Raw genomic sequence first — 15,499 nt, forward strand, 5'->3', positions numbered from 1 at the left:
TTGCCGGACTGCTCTGCGGTGCTCGGTGTGGGCAGGCGGCTGCGGAACTCGCCTTCGGCTCAGACAGTCCTCGCCGTCCCTCCGCTTCGCTGCGGGCAACCTGCCCCCACCTCCGCTCCTCGACGCCACAGAGGGGGCCCGGGACTGCCAGTCGGGCCGTCGCTGCGCTCGGCCCGGTATTACTCCCGCCCCCGTTGGGGGGGGCTGGGGTGGGGGCTGGCTGTTCGTCCGCCGGGGCGAGTCCCGGCACCCGCCGCCTGCCAGGCGAACAGCGCAGGGATATCTCAAAGACCTTGGCGGGGATGAGATCTAGACCGCCACAGAACCTCGCGTTCAGGCGCGCACCACCGCCGCCTCCAGCGAGGCCATGGCCTGGTGCACCGTGCCCATGCGGGTGCTTTGCGATTGGGCCGCCTCGACGATGCCGCCCATGATGTCCGAGGCGCGGGCGGCCGATGCGTGGATGCCGTTCATCACCTGGCCGGTGAGCTGCACGTGGCCGTCGCCCTCATGCACCCGGATGGCCGAGGCGGCGATCAGCGACTTGATCTCTTGCGCGGCACTGGCGCTGCGCTGGGCCAGGTTGCGCACCTCGCCGGCGACCACGGCAAAGCCCCGGCCTTGCTCGCCGGCGCGCGCGGCCTCGACGGCGGCGTTGAGCGCCAGCAGGTTGGTCTGGAAGGCGATGCCGTCGATCAGGCCGACGATCTCGGCGATGCGCTGCGAGTCACGGCGGATGGCGCCCATGGCTTCCACCGCGCGCCCGGTGGCGGTTGTTCCCTCGCCCACCACGGCCATCACCTGCCGCGTTTGCGCGTGGGCTTCATGGGCCTGCGAGGCGCTTTCGCTCACCAGCGCATTGAGCTGCTCGAAGGCCTGCTGCAGGGTGCGCGTGGCCTCGAAGCGGGCGGTGATGTCGGTCGCGTACTTCACCACCTTGAAGGGCCGGCCTGCGTCGTCCAGCACCGGGTTGTAGCTGGCCTCGATCCATACCGCGTTGCCGGCCTTGCCGACCCGGCAGAACTGCCCCTGGTGGAACTGCCCCGCAGCCAGGTCGCGCCAGAACGCGGCGTAGGCGGGCGAGCCGCGCTCTTGCGGCGACACAAAGATGCGGTGGTGCTGGCCCACGATCTCGCCCGCGTGGCGGTAGCCCAGCGCCGCCAGGAAGTTGGCGTTGGCCTGCAGGATGGTGCCGTCCAGCCCGAACTCGATCACCGCCTGCGCCCGGCTCACGGCCGCCAGCTGGCTTTGCGCCTCGGCATCGCGCAGCGCCTGGGCCGTGATGTCCATGGCGTACTTCACCACCCGCACCACCTTGCCGTCGGCACGCGTGATGGGGCTGTAGTTGGCCTGCAGCCAGATGTCGCTGCCGTCGCCGCGAATGCGGCGGCAGCGGCCGACAAAGGCCTCGCCCGAGCGCAGGCGCTCCCAGAAATCGGCATAGGCCGGCGCGTTGGCTTCGTCCGGGTCCACCAGCAGGCGGTGGTGCCGGCCCTTGAGCTGCGCCAGCGTGTAGCCGAGCGCTTGTTGAAAGTTGTCGTTGGCGGCCAGGATCTGGCCCTGCGCGTCGAATTCGATCACGGCCTGGTTGCGATACAGCGCTTCCAGTTGCCGCCGCGATGCGGGTCCGGCACAGAGAGCGCGCAGCATGCCCTGGCCCTGCGGAGTTGATTTGCCCATGGCTTTCTCTAATTGATTCGGGTCGTGCGTATGTGCACGGGCGCCGAATCTAACGGGCGTGTCAGCGGCATGCCAGGGTGGAATGCGCGGGCGTATGCGGCTTGCAACAGCGCCAGGTCCGCTGCCGCCGGCCGACCAGAGCGGGGGCTGGTGCTTCTGCGCCGTGCCGGGCGTGCAAGTTTTTTTGCGTCAGCAGGCGGTCAGCCTGGGTGTGGAACTCAGGCGCGCGCGGGTGCGCGCACTGCAAATCCGCAGCCATGGCCAATGCGACGCAGCCGCTCCACATGCGCCAGCAAAGAGCGCTCGGCCACCGGCCACAGCGCCTCGGGCACGTCGCCGTAGGCATGCCGCACCCAGTCGGCGGTGCTGCCGTCGGGCAGGGCGCACAGCGCGGCGGCGACCTTGGCCTCGCGCTGCAGGCGGTGCGCCTTCAGGCGGGCGATGGCGGCCGGTGCGTCGTGCAGCACGTAGCCGTGGGCGGGCAGGATGTAGTCGATGCCAAATTCGGCGCAGGCCGCGCTCAGCAGGTCGAGCGAGTCCAGGTAGTCGCTCATGTTGCCGTCGGGCGGATCGACCACGGTGGTGCTGCCGTTGAGCACGTGGTCACCCGAGAACAGCAGGCCGTCCTGCGCCAGCACCAGGCACAGGTGGTTGGCCGCATGGCCGGGCGTAAAAATAACAGTCAAATCGTGCTCTATCCCAGGTACAGAAAGGGCTATTAGCTCTCTATTTTGTAGCGGTCGGTCTGGCACGAAATGGCTGCTCGGCCGCGCCGTGGCGGCCGAGGGCAGGCCCAGGATGGGCGGCGCCGCGCGGCCGGCGGCCGCGCACAGCGCCTGCAGCGGCTTGGCGCCGGGGGAATGGTCGGGGTGCGAATGGGTGCAGACGATGGCGCGGATGTCGCCGCCCGCGGCCGCATACAGGCGGGCGATGTGCGCGGCATTGTTCGGGCCCGGGTCGATGGCGATATAGCCAGTGGCCGCCTCGCCCACCAGATAGCTGTTGGTGCCGGGGCCGGTCATGTGGCCGCCGTTGGGTGCGGTCAGGCGCAGCACGTTCTTCAGCAGCGGCACGGCGTGTTCGTGCTGCCAGCCCAGCTCGTGCACGATCTGCCCGTCCGGGCAGACCAGGGCCAGCTCGCCGTAGGGCTGCTCGCCCTCCATGTAGCGCGCCTCTTGGCCGTTCAGCAGGCCGGCGCGTGGGCAACTGGTCCACAGCGGCTGCTCGTGGGCGCAGGCGGCCAGCACCGCGTCCACGCTGGTGTAGCCAGCCAGCCGCTGCAAGGTGCGGATGGTCGGGAAGATCATGAGGAAGCCACCGGCCGCATGCCGCGCCAGCGCGTCGGCCGGCCGCACCCAGACCGGCTCGAACTGCTCGGCCTCGTCGGCCACCGGCTGCTGGCCCTCGGGCATGCGCGCCACCAGAAAGGGCACATCGAAGCGGCGTGCCAGGTCGCGGTCGGTGATCCAGTGGGCCAGCACAAAGACGCCATCGGCCGCCAGCACCAGGCCGGCGGCCTCGCACTGCGGCGCAAACGGCGCCTGGCGGTCGAGCACGGCGATGTCGGCAGCACTCACCGGCCGGCCGTCGCGGTGGCGCGCCAGCAGCACGCCCAATTCCTCGAAGCTCTCGCGGATCGCGGCAATCGCCTGGGTCAGGCGCAGGTCATCCTGCGTGGCGCGGCGCGCGGCCAGCGCGTGGCTGTTGGCGTCGGCCGCATCGATGCCGCCGCCGGGAAACACATAGGCGCCGGGCGCAAAGCTGGCGGTGGCCGAGCGGCGCGTCATCAACACCTCGATGCCGGCCGGTGTGTCGCGCAACAGCAGCACGGTGGCGGCAGGGCGGGTGGGCGCGGGTTCGCGTGGCGGGTGCAGGAGCTGGGTGGGGCGGACCATGTGTGCAATTGTGCTGCGCGTGCCGTGTCAGTGGCGTTGCTCGGGCGACACGTTCTAAGAACGTGTTTGCGATCTCTATGGGGTCGCGCAAGTGTCTTTGCGGGATGGGATGCAAGGCGCGGTGCGCCGTCCATAGCTCGGCTATGGACAAGCGCCGCAACGCAGCAGACCGCCCGCAAAGACATTTGCCCGAAGGGGTTGGAGTGAAATCGGGCGATTGAGCGCCCCATCTGCTTGCATGGGCACGAGCCCATGCGGCGCAGACTGGGCCACTCACTCATCCCGATTGCACTCCAACGCGATCCCCATACAGATCGAAAACACGTTCTAAGGGCTATAGCAAAGGCAGTCCACCACATGGTCATCCACGATGCCCGTCGCCTGCATCCAGGCATAGACGATCACCGGCCCGACAAACTTGAAACCGCGCTGCTTGAGCGCGTGCGAGATGGTGTTGGACAGCAGCGTCTGCGCCGGCACCTCGCTGGCGTCCTGCCAGTGGTTGCGGATCGGCGCGCCGCCGGCCAGCGCCCAGATGAAGCGGGAGAAATCCTCGCCCGCCGCCTGCATGGCCAGGTAGGCGCGTGCATTGCCGATGGTGGCCACGATCTTGGAGCGCGAGCGCACGATGCCGGCGTCGGCCATCAGGCGCTCGACATCGTCCGGGCCAAAGCGGGCGACCGCCTCGGGGTCGAAGCCGGCAAAACCGGCGCGAAAGGCCTCCCGCTTGTAGAGGATGGTGCGCCACGACAAACCGGCCTGGAAGCCGTCGAGCATCAGCTTCTCCCACAGGCGGCGGCTGTCGTATTCGGGCACGCCCCATTCCTCGTCGTGGTAGGCGGACAGCAGCGCGTCGTGGCGGGCCCAGGCGCAGCGTTGGGGCGTGGTCATGGTGTTCCTTTGTGATGGCTTGTGACGATAGCGCATGGCCCCGGGCAGGCGCGGATAATCCGGCCCATGCAGATTCGCTTCACCAAAATGCAGGGCGCCGGCAACGACTTCGTCGTGCTGGACGAAACCGCCGGCCCGCTGGGCCTGACGACCGCGCAGTACCGCTTCCTGGCCGACCGCCACTTTGGCGTCGGCGCCGACCAGATCCTGAGCGTGCGCCCCGCGCCCACGCCCGAGGTTGATTTTGAATACGTGATCCACAACGCCGACGGCGGCGAGGTGGAGCAGTGCGGCAACGGCGCGCGCTGCTTTGTGCGCTTTGTGCGCGAGCAGGGCCTGACCAGCAAGGACACCGTGCGGGTGCAGACGCTCTCGGGCGTGATCGCGCCGCGCATGGATGCCGACGGCCGCGTCACGGTCGACATGGGCCCGCCGGTGTTCGAGCTGGCACGCGTGCCTTTCGACGCCGCCGGCTGCGGCCCGCAGGCCGCCGGCAGTTGGGAAACCTGGCCGCTGGCGCTGGGCACGCATGCGGGCGACGCCATCGTGCCGGTGGCCGTGCTGTCCATGGGCAACCCGCACGCGGTGCAACTGGTGGATGATGTAGACACCGCCCCGGTCGCGCAGCAAGGCCCGCTGATCGAGCGCCACCCGCGCTTTCCCAAGCGCGTCAACGCCGGGTTCCTGCAGGTCGTCGACCGCACGCATGTGCGCCTGCGCGTGTACGAGCGCGGTGCGGGCGAAACCCTGGCCTGTGGCACCGGCGCTTGCGCGGCGGTGGTCGCGGGCATTCGCATGGGCCTGCTGGACGCGCGCGTCAACGTAGCAACCCGCGGCGGCACCCTCACCATCGCCTGGGACGGCGGCGACAGCCCCGTTGCCATGACCGGCCCCGCCACCACGGTCTTCCAAGGCCAGATCGACATTCCGGACACCCTATGAGCCAACTCCCGCCCAACACCAGCGTGCCGCCCATCACCGAGGACGACATCGCCAACTACCTGGCGAATTCGCCCGATTTTTTTGAGCGCCACGCCGAGGTGCTGGCCAGCGTGCAGCTCACCAGCCCGCACGGCCAGCGCGCCGTCAGCCTGCAAGAGCGCCAGGCCGAGATGCTGCGCGAAAAAATCAAGGCGCTGGAGCAGCGCGTGATGGAGATGGTGCGCAACAGCAGCGAGAACACCGTCATCGCCGACCGCCTGCAGCGCTGGGCGGTGCAGCTCGCCGGTACCCGCAACGCGGCCGACCTGCCCGCGCGCATCGCCGCCGAGGCGCAAGAGCAGTTCCTGGTGCCGCAGGCCGCGATCCGCCTGTGGGACCTGGCGCCCGAATACGCCAGCGCCGATTTCACGCAAGGTGTAGACGCCGACACCCGCAGCTTTGCCGCCTCGCTTGGCGCGCCTTACTGCGGTCCCAATCGCGGCTTTGAATCGGTGCGCTGGCTGGCCGAGCCGGCCCGCGCCGCCTCGCTGGCCCTGCTGCCGCTGCGTGAAGGCCCGGCCTCGGCTGGCGGCCCGGTGTTCGGGCTGCTGGTGCTGGCCTCGGCCGACACCAGCCGCTTCGAGACCACCATGGGCACGGACTTCCTGGAGCGCATGGCTGAACTGGCCGGCGCAGCCCTGGGGCGCCTGCGCGCAGCCTGAGCACCATGGAGCAAGCGCCGCCAGCGTCCGACGTGGACCCGCTGGTGCGCCGCTACCTGGACCACGTGCGCTTCGAGAAGCGCCTGGCCGAGCGCACCGTGGCGCTGTACACGCTGGACCTCGGCAAGCTCGCCACGGCCTGCGCCGGTGTGGGCGTGGCGCTGGCGGATGCGCGCTACCAGCACATCCGCCGCTTTGTCGCGCAAATGCACAGCGCCGGCCGCAGTGGCCGTGGCATTGCGCTGATTTTGTCGGGCTGGCGCGGCTTCTACACCTGGCTCGGGCAGCAAGGCCTGATCGCGCAGAACCCGGTGCAGAACGTGCGCGCGCCCAAGTCGCCCAAGCCGCTGCCCAAGGCCCTGGGCGTGGACGACGCCATGCACCTGGCCGACCACAACCCTGAGCCCGCAGACCCGCAAGACGCCTGGCTCGACGCCCGCGACGGCGCCATGGTCGAGCTGTTCTACGGCTGCGGCCTGCGCGTGGGCGAACTGGTGGGGCTCGATGCCGTCACCTCCGCCGCCGCGCAAAAGGCCGGCCACGGCTGGGTTGATCTGGACGACGGCATGGTCCACGTCTGCGGCAAGGGCCGCAAATGGCGCAGCGTGCCCATCGCCGGCAAGGCGGCCGAGGCGCTCGCCGCCTGGCTGCCGCAGCGCCTGCTGGCACTGCCGGCCGATGCGCTCAGCCAGCCGGCCATGTTCCCCGGCCGGCGCGGCACGCGGCTCACCGCCCAGGCCGTCTGGCAGCGCCTGCGCCAGCGCAGCCAGGCGGCGGGGTTGGCCGCGCCGGTACACCCGCACATGCTGCGCCACTCTTACGCCAGCCACCTGCTGCAATCCAGCGGCGACCTGCGCGCAGTGCAAGAGCTGCTGGGCCACGCCAGCATCACCACCACCCAGGTCTATACCCGGCTGGATTTCCAGCACCTGGCCCAGGTCTACGACGCCGCCCACCCGCGCGCCAAGCGGCGCGGCGGCTCCAACCAATAATCTTGGTGAAATATGCCTCTAGCCCAGGCGCTGCCTGGGCTATTAGCTATCTATTCAATAGCTGCTGCCATCTGCATGTCTCTTGCCCATCCCCCGCAACTGATCCGCTTCAACAAGCCCTACGGCGTGCTCAGCCAGTTCACGCCGGAAGGCCGCTGGCGCGGGCTGAAGGATTTCATCGACCTGCCGGGCGTCTACGTGGCCGGCCGGCTCGACGCTGACAGCGAAGGCCTGCTGCTGCTCACCAGCGACGGCCAGCTGCAGGCCCGCATCGCCGACCCGCGCTTCAAGATGGAAAAAACCTACTGGGTGCAGGTGGAAGGCGTGCCGGACGAGCGCGCCCTGGCCGCCTGGCGCAGCGGTGTGCAACTGAAAGACGGCCCCACGCTGCCAGCCCGCGCGCGCCTGCTGGCACCGCCGCCCGCCGTGTGGGAGCGCGACCCACCCATCCGCGTGCGCCAGGCCATCCCCACCAGCTGGCTGGAGCTGGTGATCCGCGAAGGCCGCAACCGCCAGGTGCGGCGCATGACGGCGGCGCTGGGCTTTCCCACGCTGCGCCTGGTTCGCGCCGCCATCGGGCCCTACAGCCTCGACGGCCTGGCGCCTGGTGCCTGGCAGGCTGCGCAGCAGGCCTGACAATCCCCACCCATGAAAACCTTGCGCCTGCGCGAAGGCAAGGAGCGCTCGCTCCTGCGCCGTCACCCCTGGATATTTGAATCGGCCATCGCCAAAGGCGGCGGCGACAGCGGCGAGACCGTGCGCGTGGAGTCGCACGAGGGCCAGTTCCTGGCCTGGGCCGCGTTCAGCCCGGCCTCGCGCATCCGCGCCCGGGTCTGGAGCTTCGACGAGGCCCAGCGCATCGACGCCGCCTTCCTGCACGCCACGCTGCAGCGCGCCATTGCCGCGCGGGCGCTGTTCGACATCCCCAGCGACAGCCTGCGCCTGGTGCACGGCGAATCCGACGGCCTGCCGGGCCTGGTGGTGGACCGCTACGGCGACGTGCTGGTGGCGCAGTTCGGCTCGGCCGGCGTCGAGCGCTGGAAGGCGCAGATCGCCGACGCGCTGCTGCAGATCACCGGCTGCAGCCAGCTCTACGAGCGCTCCGACGCCAGCGCGCGCGGCCTCGAAGGCCTGCCCGCCGTCACCGGCTGGCTGCGCGGCGACACGGCCGCGCCCACCGAGCTCACCATCCACGAGAACGAATGGCGCCTCACGCTGGACGTGGCCGAAGGCCACAAGACCGGCTTCTACCTGGACCAGCGCGACAGCCGCCGCCGCTTCTATGAAGTCAACCGGCGCCGTGGCTTCCAGCGCGTGCTCAACTGCTATTGCTACACCGGCGGCTTCACCGTGGCCGCGCTGGCCGGCGGCGCCGCGCATGTCACGTCGATCGACTCCTCCGCCCCGGCGCTGCAGCGCGCGGCTGCCCACGTGGTGCTCAACGGTTTCGACACGGCGCGGGCCGAGTTTCTGGACGCCGACGTCAACGCCTCGCTGCGCCGCTTCGGCCAGGAAGGCCGTACTTTCGATGCCATCGTGCTCGACCCGCCCAAGCTCGCCCCCACCGCGGCCCACGCTGAGCGCGCCGCACGCGCCTACAAAGACATCAACCGCCTGGCACTCAAGCTGCTGGAGCCCGGCGGCGTGCTGTTCACCTATTCCTGCTCGGGCGGCATCCCGCCAGAGCTGTTCCACAAGATCGTCGCCTCGGCCGGCGCCGACGCTGGTGTCGACGGCTACATCGGCGAGCGCCTGGCCGGCGCGCCAGACCACCCCATGACTCTCAGCTTCCCCGAGGGCGAATACTTGAAAGGCCTGGTGGTGGTCCGCAAGTAGGGCTTTCGCGCCCCGGCAGGGCAGCGTCGCGCGACCTCGCTACACTGCCCCCCTTTCGATGCCCCGCACCCAGCACTGGACCGTTCCATGAGCCTCATCCCCGCCACCATCCTCACCGGATTCCTCGGCTCCGGCAAAACCACGCTGCTCAAGCGCATCCTGTCCGAGGCGCATGGCCAGAAGATCGCTGTCATCGAGAACGAGTTCGGCGAAGAAAACATCGACAACGACATCCTGGTGAGCGAATCCAAGGAGCAGATCGTGCAGATGAGCAACGGCTGCATCTGCTGCACCATCCGCGAGGACCTGCGCGAAGCCCTGCAACTGCTGGCCGCCAAGAAGCGCAAGGGCCTGCTCGACTTCGACCGCGTGGTGATCGAAACCACCGGCCTGGCCGACCCCGGCCCGGTGGCCCAGACCTTCTTCATGGACGAGGAAATCGCCGAAAGCTACCTGCTCGACTCGGTGCTGACCCTGGTCGACGCCAAGCACGCCGCCCAGCAGCTCAACGACCGCCAGGAGGCGCGCCGCCAGATCGGCTTTGCCGACCAGCTCTTCATCAGCAAGACCGACCTGGTCGCCAAGGAAGAAACCGACGCGCTGATCCACCGCTTGAAGCACATGAACCCGCGCGCGCCGATCCAGGCCGTGCACTTCGGCGAGGTGCCGATCAAGGACGTGTTCGACCTGCGTGGCTTCAACCTCAACGCCAAGCTGGACATCGACCCCGACTTCCTCAAGGAAGACGGCCATGAGCACCACGACCACGAGGGCCACGATCACGCCCATGGCGAGCACTGCGACCACCCCTCGCACCAGCACGAAGGCGGCCACGGCCACCACCATCACCACGATGACGACGTGAAGAGCTTCGCCTTCAAGTCCGAGCGCGCCTTCGATCCGGCCAAGCTGGAGGATTTCCTGGGCGCCGTAGTCAACATTTACGGCCCGCGCATGCTGCGCTACAAAGGCGTGCTGAGCATGGTGGGTACCGACCGCAAAGTCATCTTCCAGGGCGTGCACCAGCTCATGGGCAGCGACCTGGGCCCCGCGTGGGGCGCGGACGAAAAACGCAACAGCAAGATGGTTTTTATCGGCATTGATCTGCCCAAGGACATCTTCCTGCAAGGCCTGGAACAGTGCCTGTCGTAAATTCATAGCGTACGCCCCGCGCGACTCTATACAATCGCGCCCCGGCGACGGCCCGGGGGTGATCTGCCACCGGGCAACTGAAGCCCATCCTGCGAGGAGACCGTGAGTGAAAGCCAAGTCGAACCCCCCCAAGTCAGTGGACAGTTCCACGAAGGCAGCGCCCGCTCCGATTACCCCTGTTGCGCCGACGTCTCCTGACGTGCCGCGCAGCACCCGACCGTCTTCGCGCCTGGCGCAGTTGACCGTACCTTCCATGGCACAGGCGGTGGCCTCCACCGCCGCCAAAGCAAGCTTTTCTTCTTCGACCATGCCGACAACCGTGAATCCCCCCGCGCCCGCAGCGACCAAGAAGGACCCCAAGCTGGCCCAGAACTGGAAGACCAAGGCCGTAGGGGAATTGAGCGACGCTGAAGTGCTGGCAATGCCCGACAGCGAGTACATGAACGAGAAGCAGGTGGCTTTTTTCCGCCTGAAGCTGGTTCGCCTGAAGGACGACATGCTGGCCAACGCCGGTGAAACCACCGAGCACCTGCGGGAAGACACCGTGGTCGTGCCCGATCCGGCTGACCGCGCCACGATCGAAGAAGAGCACGCCCTTGAGCTGCGCACCCGCGACCGCGAGCGCAAGCTGCTGAAGAAGATCGAGCAATCCATCGTCCGCATCGACGCTGGCGACTACGGCTACTGCGACGAAACCGGCGAGCCCATTGGCGTCGGCCGCCTGCTGGCGCGTCCCACCGCCACGCTTTCGCTTGAGGCGCAACAGCGCCGCGAGCTGAAGCAGAAGATGTTCGGCGACTAGCCTGCGATCGGCGCTCCTGCTCGACGCTGTCCCATGGCGAAAGACGACAGCCCCGGTTTTCTTTCCAAGGTGGTGCGCTTTGTGCGCAACTCCGGCACGCCCTGGGCGGACCTTGAGGCGCCCGACACCGAAGCCGACGGCAGCTACAGCAAGCAGGTGCTGAAAGAGATGGTCGAGCGCCGTCGCCGCAACGACTTCGTGCGGCGCCGGGAGTTCGACCAGCTACGCAAGCTGCGCCGTCGCGGCGCCTCTGCCGATCCATCGGAAGAGGCCCAGCCCTCCTTCTTCGCCACCAGCCTGCTGAGCCGTCCGGACGACCGGGCGGTAACGCTGCGCAAGATCGACGAGATCGAAGAGCAGATGTCCCGGCAGTGGTGGCAGACCCGGCCGCCCGAGCCTGGCGACCTGGGGCTGTCAACGCCCCCGGCGGGAGAGGCGCCTTGGCGGCCCGGTACCTCCATCTTCCGGGCCAGCATGATGCGGACCTCGCGCCTGCCGGCCTATGCGGCGACGGTGCCGCTGCACGAGGCGGGCCTGACGCTGCCGCCCCGGCCACATCCGCCCGCCCCGCCTGCCGGCGCGCGCCCGCTCGACCTGGAGCTGTCCGATGCGGACGCCGATGCAAGCGATGTGCTGCTGCCCTCGCTGGCCCTGCCAGCCGCAGCCGAAGAAGCGCCGCTGCCTTCCTATCGCCATGATCCGCAGCTGGAAGAAGCGGCAATCCGCTTTGCCAATGGCGACAACGCTGGTGCCGAGGCAGCCCTGCTGGACCTGACCCTGGTCGACACGCCGACGGCAGCGGAGGCTTGGTCGGCATTGTTTGATCTTTACCGCTGCATCGGCCAGCAGGAGCGGTTTGAGGCGGCGGCGCTGGACTTCGCGCGCCGCTACGGGCGCTCGCCGCCCGCCTGGTTTTCGCTTGCGGCGGCAGACGCCCCGCCTGGTGCCATGGCCATCGACGCGGGTTTTAGCTGGCAGTGCCCGCCTCTTCTTGGCGCCGAGGCCGTGGCCGCGCTGGAGCAGTCATTGGCCGGGGCGGCCACTCCCTGGCAGCTTGACTGGTCCACGCTGGATGCCTTCGGTGACGATGCGGCCGAGCCCTTGCGCGCGCTTTTCACGCGCTGGTGTGGCCAGGCCGTACCGCTCTGGATCGCAGGAACGGACCGCCTGGCCCGCGCGCTGCAGGAGCGCACGCCCTCCAGCGACGCCCAGGTCGATCCGGCCTGGTGGCGCCTGCGTATGGAAGCGCTGCGCGCCACGGGCCAGCCCGAGGAATTCGAAATGGTGGCGCTTGACTACTGCGTCACCTACGAGGTGTCGCCGCCTTCCTGGCAGGCGGTGCGTTGCGACTATCGCGCAGTGATGGCCGACACCCCGCAGGCCTTGCCGGCGGCTGTGCCCGCTGCCCCGCGCGCTTTGCGCAGCGACGCGGGCTTTGCCGCCGACTTCCCCGTATTGACGCAAGCGCTGACCGCGCCCGCGCCGCGCGCCGAACTGGCCGGCGAGATCCTGGGCGATGCCGATGCGGCGCTGGCGTTGCTGGACGCTGCCGCCGCCCATCGCCCGGAAGGGCTGGAGGTGGATTGCAGCCGCCTGGTGCGCATGGATTTTTCCGCGGCCGGCTCGCTGCTGAACTGGGCTGCCAATGCGCAAGCGCAGGGCCGTCCAGCCCGCCTGCAGGGCCTGCACCGGCTGGTGGCCATCTTTGCCAACGTGGTGGGCATAGGTGAGTACGCGCAGGTACTGGTTCGTGGGGATTAGGACACCCCCAGGCTTCGCACTTCGTGTCTTCGCCTTCCCCCTCAAGGGGGCACATCCGGCGGCCCGGCGGAGCCGGTTCCGCGGATGTTTTGGGATGGCCTGCTCCGCGGCCTTCTGAATCTTGTGTGCTAGAGGGCCGCGCTACATGGTGTTGCGCATCGGCCGTTGCATTCCTGGCTTTCGCCCCCATATGGCTCGCCTATGGAACAATTTCACGGCACCACCATCCTCAGCGTGCGCCGCCAGACGCCTCAGGGCGTACAGGTGGCTATTGGCGGCGACGGCCAGGTCACGCTTGGCAACATCGTCGTCAAGGGCACGGCCCGCAAGGTTCGCAAGCTGCACCACGACAAGGTCCTGGCCGGTTTTGCCGGCGCCACGGCTGACGCCTTCACGCTGTTCGAGCGCTTCGAGGCCAAGCTCGAAAAGCACCAGGGGCAATTGGTCCGCGCGGCCATCGAGTTGACCAAGGACTGGCGCACCGACCGTGTGCTGCGCCGGCTGGAGGCCATGCTGGCCGTGGCCGACCGTAGCGCCTCGCTGATCATTACCGGCAACGGCGACGTGCTGGAGCCCGAGCAGGGCATCGTCGCCATCGGCTCCGGCGGCGCCTACGCACATTCGGCGGCCAAGGCGCTGCTGGACCACACCGATCTGGCGCCGCACGAGATCGTCAAAAAATCCCTGGAAATCGCCGGTGAGCTGTGCATTTACACCAATATGCACCACACGCTGGAAACCCTCGACTGAACACTCCCCGATTTGCCCATGTCTTCCATGACCCCGCAGGAGATCGTCTCCGAACTCGACCGCCACATCGTTGGCCAGCACCAGGCCAAGCGCGCTGTTGCCATTGCGCTGCGCAACCGCTGGCGCCGCCAGCAGGTGGACGCCAAGCTGCGCCACGAGATCACGCCCAAGAACATCCTCATGATCGGCCCGACCGGCGTCGGCAAGACCGAGATCGCCCGGCGCCTGGCGCGGCTGGCCGATGCGCCCTTCATCAAGGTCGAGGCCACCAAGTTCACCGAGGTCGGCTATGTCGGCAAGGATGTCGACGCGATCATCCGTGACCTGGTTGAGGTGGCGGTCAAGCAGACGCGCGAGACCGAAATGCGCAAGCACCGAGCCCGCGCCGAAGACGCCGCCGAAGACCGCATTCTCGACGTGCTGCTGCCGCCGGCGCGCCCGGCGGCCTCCGACCAGCCGGCGCTTGCCAGCCCCGACAGCACCGCGCGCCAGACTTTCCGCAAGAAGCTGCGCGAAGGCCAGCTCAACGACAAGGAAATCGAGATCGAAGTCGCCGACCAGCGCCAGCCGCTGGAGGTGACGGGCCCGGCCGGCATGGAGGAGATGGCTGAGCAACTGCGCGGCGTCTTCAGCCAGATGGGCGCGGGCAAGCGCAAGCTGCGCAAGATGCCGATTGCCGAAGCACTCAAGCTGCTGACCGAGGAAGAAGCCGGCAAGCTGGTGAACGAGGAAGACACCAAGACCCGCGCCATCGCCAATGCCGAGCAGAACGGCATCGTCTTTATCGACGAGATCGACAAGGTCACCTCGCGCAGTGAAGGCGGTGGCAGCAATGCCGACATCTCGCGCCAGGGCGTGCAGCGCGACCTGCTGCCGCTGGTGGAGGGTACGACCGTGTCGACCAAGTACGGCATGGTCAAGACCGATCACATCCTGTTCATTGCCTCGGGCGCCTTCCATTTGAGCAAGCCGAGCGACCTGATCCCCGAGCTGCAGGGCCGCTTCCCGATCCGGGTCGAGCTGCAGTCGCTGTCGGTGCAGGACTTCGAGGCCATCCTCACGCAGACCCACGCCTCGCTGGTCAAGCAGTACCAGGCACTGCTGGCCACCGAAGGCGTCACGGTCGAGTTCACGCCCGAAGGCATCACGCGGCTGGCGCACATCGCCTACGACGTGAACGAGCGCACCGAGAACATCGGCGCGCGCCGGCTGTCCACCGTGATGGAGCGGCTGCTGGACGAGGTGAGCTTCGATGCCACCCGGCTGCAGGGCCAGACCGTGACCGTCGATGTGGCCTATGTGGATGGGCGCCTGGGCGAGCTGAGCCGGGACGAAGACCTGTCGCGCTACATCCTCTGAGAGCAGGGGCTTGGCGTCGGCATCAGACTGCTACTGTTACGAAAAGCAAGCGCTGGTGCGCTAGCAGTCTGAGGAAGCACATTGATTGCCGATCCTAAGTACTTCATCTAGAACGTTTTTCGACCGGTTACTCTGTACGGACCTGCTTCTAAGTCGTTGATTTCATTGCGAAAGTCCCTGAAGCGCCTCTTGTGGCGCTTTTTTTTCCTGCTACAGTGCAAAAAAGTGCAATTAAGTGGGGAAAAGTGGCCTGTCTGCTTGATCCTCGTACCGCGCTCGTAAGTCCAACCAGGGGTAATCAGTCGTGTTCCAAGGGGCCTCGTCGCTGAGTCTCGATGCCAAGGGGCGGCTGTCCGTCCCTACGCGGCATCGCGACGTCCTGAGCGCGACGGCGGCAGGCCAGCTCACGATCACCAAGCATCCGCACGGCTGCCTGATGGTGTTTCCCCGCCCGGAATGGGAGAAGTTCCGGGAACGCATCGCCCAACTGCCCATGTCCGCCCAGTGGTGGAAGCGCATCTTTCTTGGCAACGCGATGGACGTGGACATGGACGGCACCGGCCGCGTGCTGGTTTCGCCCGAGCTGCGTACTGCCGCCGGTATCCAGAAGGACGCGATCCTGCTGGGCATGGGCAACCATTTCGAACTCTGGGACAAAGCCACCTACGACGCGCAAGAGGCCGAAGCAATGCAAGGCCAGATGCCCGAGGTTTTTCAGGATTTCTCCTTCTAAGGCAT

At 68.0% G+C, this 15,499-nt stretch carries 14 protein-coding genes; 11 read left to right on the plus strand and 3 right to left on the minus strand.

Annotated elements, in window-relative coordinates:
• Nucleotides 1–333: 333 nt before the first annotated feature.
• The 3 genes from AAFF27_04680 to AAFF27_04690 all read right to left on the minus strand — a co-directional run bounded on the left by AAFF27_04680 (nt 334) and on the right by AAFF27_04690 (nt 4,466).
• Complete coding sequence (locus AAFF27_04680; protein XAH24490.1) at nt 334–1,680, minus strand: methyl-accepting chemotaxis protein; 1,347 nt, start codon at nt 1,678–1,680, stop codon at nt 334–336.
• A gap of 218 nt (nt 1,681–1,898) precedes the next feature.
• Complete coding sequence (locus AAFF27_04685) at nt 1,899–3,575, minus strand: MBL fold metallo-hydrolase (protein XAH24491.1); 1,677 nt, start codon at nt 3,573–3,575, stop codon at nt 1,899–1,901.
• Between the two features lie 327 nt (nt 3,576–3,902).
• Nucleotides 3,903–4,466 carry a DNA-3-methyladenine glycosylase I gene (locus AAFF27_04690; GenBank protein ID XAH24492.1) on the minus strand — a complete coding sequence of 188 codons (564 nt, stop codon included), beginning with the start codon at nt 4,464–4,466 and terminating at the stop codon, nt 3,903–3,905.
• Between the two features lie 66 nt (nt 4,467–4,532).
• Between AAFF27_04690 and dapF the strand changes: the two genes are divergently transcribed.
• From dapF to mraZ, 11 genes are all read left to right on the plus strand, one after another.
• Nucleotides 4,533–5,408, plus strand: a complete 876-nt coding sequence (gene dapF, locus AAFF27_04695) for a diaminopimelate epimerase (GenBank protein ID XAH24493.1) — start codon at nt 4,533–4,535, stop codon at nt 5,406–5,408.
• On the plus strand, nt 5,405–6,109 hold the full coding sequence (locus AAFF27_04700) for a DUF484 family protein (GenBank protein XAH24494.1): 705 nt from the start codon (nt 5,405–5,407) through the stop codon (nt 6,107–6,109). The genes dapF and AAFF27_04700 overlap by 4 nt, the downstream gene beginning before the upstream one ends.
• 5 nt (nt 6,110–6,114) lie before the next feature.
• The gene (locus tag AAFF27_04705) at nt 6,115–7,101 is read left to right on the plus strand and encodes a tyrosine recombinase XerC (GenBank protein XAH24495.1); all 987 of its coding nucleotides are present in this window, start codon (nt 6,115–6,117) and stop codon (nt 7,099–7,101) included.
• A 75-nt stretch (nt 7,102–7,176) separates the two neighbouring features.
• Nucleotides 7,177–7,737 (plus strand): pseudouridine synthase, encoded by a 561-nt coding sequence (locus AAFF27_04710; protein XAH24496.1) that lies wholly within the window; start codon nt 7,177–7,179, stop codon nt 7,735–7,737.
• A gap of 12 nt (nt 7,738–7,749) precedes the next feature.
• Nucleotides 7,750–8,937 (plus strand): class I SAM-dependent methyltransferase, encoded by a 1,188-nt coding sequence (locus AAFF27_04715; GenBank protein XAH24497.1) that lies wholly within the window; start codon nt 7,750–7,752, stop codon nt 8,935–8,937.
• Nucleotides 8,938–9,024: 87 nt separating this feature from the next.
• Nucleotides 9,025–10,089, plus strand: a complete 1,065-nt coding sequence (locus tag AAFF27_04720) for a GTP-binding protein (protein ID XAH24498.1) — start codon at nt 9,025–9,027, stop codon at nt 10,087–10,089.
• A 169-nt stretch (nt 10,090–10,258) separates the two neighbouring features.
• The gene (dksA, locus tag AAFF27_04725) at nt 10,259–10,891 is read left to right on the plus strand and encodes an RNA polymerase-binding protein DksA (GenBank protein ID XAH26161.1); all 633 of its coding nucleotides are present in this window, start codon (nt 10,259–10,261) and stop codon (nt 10,889–10,891) included.
• Between the two features lie 33 nt (nt 10,892–10,924).
• Nucleotides 10,925–12,652, plus strand: coding sequence for an STAS domain-containing protein (locus AAFF27_04730; protein XAH24499.1), 1,728 nt, complete (start codon nt 10,925–10,927; stop codon nt 12,650–12,652).
• A 201-nt stretch (nt 12,653–12,853) separates the two neighbouring features.
• Nucleotides 12,854–13,402, plus strand: coding sequence for an ATP-dependent protease subunit HslV (gene hslV / locus AAFF27_04735; GenBank protein XAH24500.1), 549 nt, complete (start codon nt 12,854–12,856; stop codon nt 13,400–13,402).
• Nucleotides 13,403–13,420: 18 nt separating this feature from the next.
• On the plus strand, nt 13,421–14,761 hold the full coding sequence (hslU, locus tag AAFF27_04740; protein XAH24501.1) for an ATP-dependent protease ATPase subunit HslU: 1,341 nt from the start codon (nt 13,421–13,423) through the stop codon (nt 14,759–14,761).
• Nucleotides 14,762–15,065: 304 nt separating this feature from the next.
• Complete coding sequence (mraZ, locus tag AAFF27_04745) at nt 15,066–15,494, plus strand: division/cell wall cluster transcriptional repressor MraZ (GenBank protein ID XAH24502.1); 429 nt, start codon at nt 15,066–15,068, stop codon at nt 15,492–15,494.
• The last annotated feature ends 5 nt before the right edge of the window (nt 15,495–15,499 follow it).

Origin of the sequence: Xylophilus sp. GW821-FHT01B05 (assembly GCA_038961845.1) — a bacterium.
Taxonomy (GTDB): Bacteria; Pseudomonadota; Gammaproteobacteria; order Burkholderiales; family Burkholderiaceae_C; genus Xylophilus.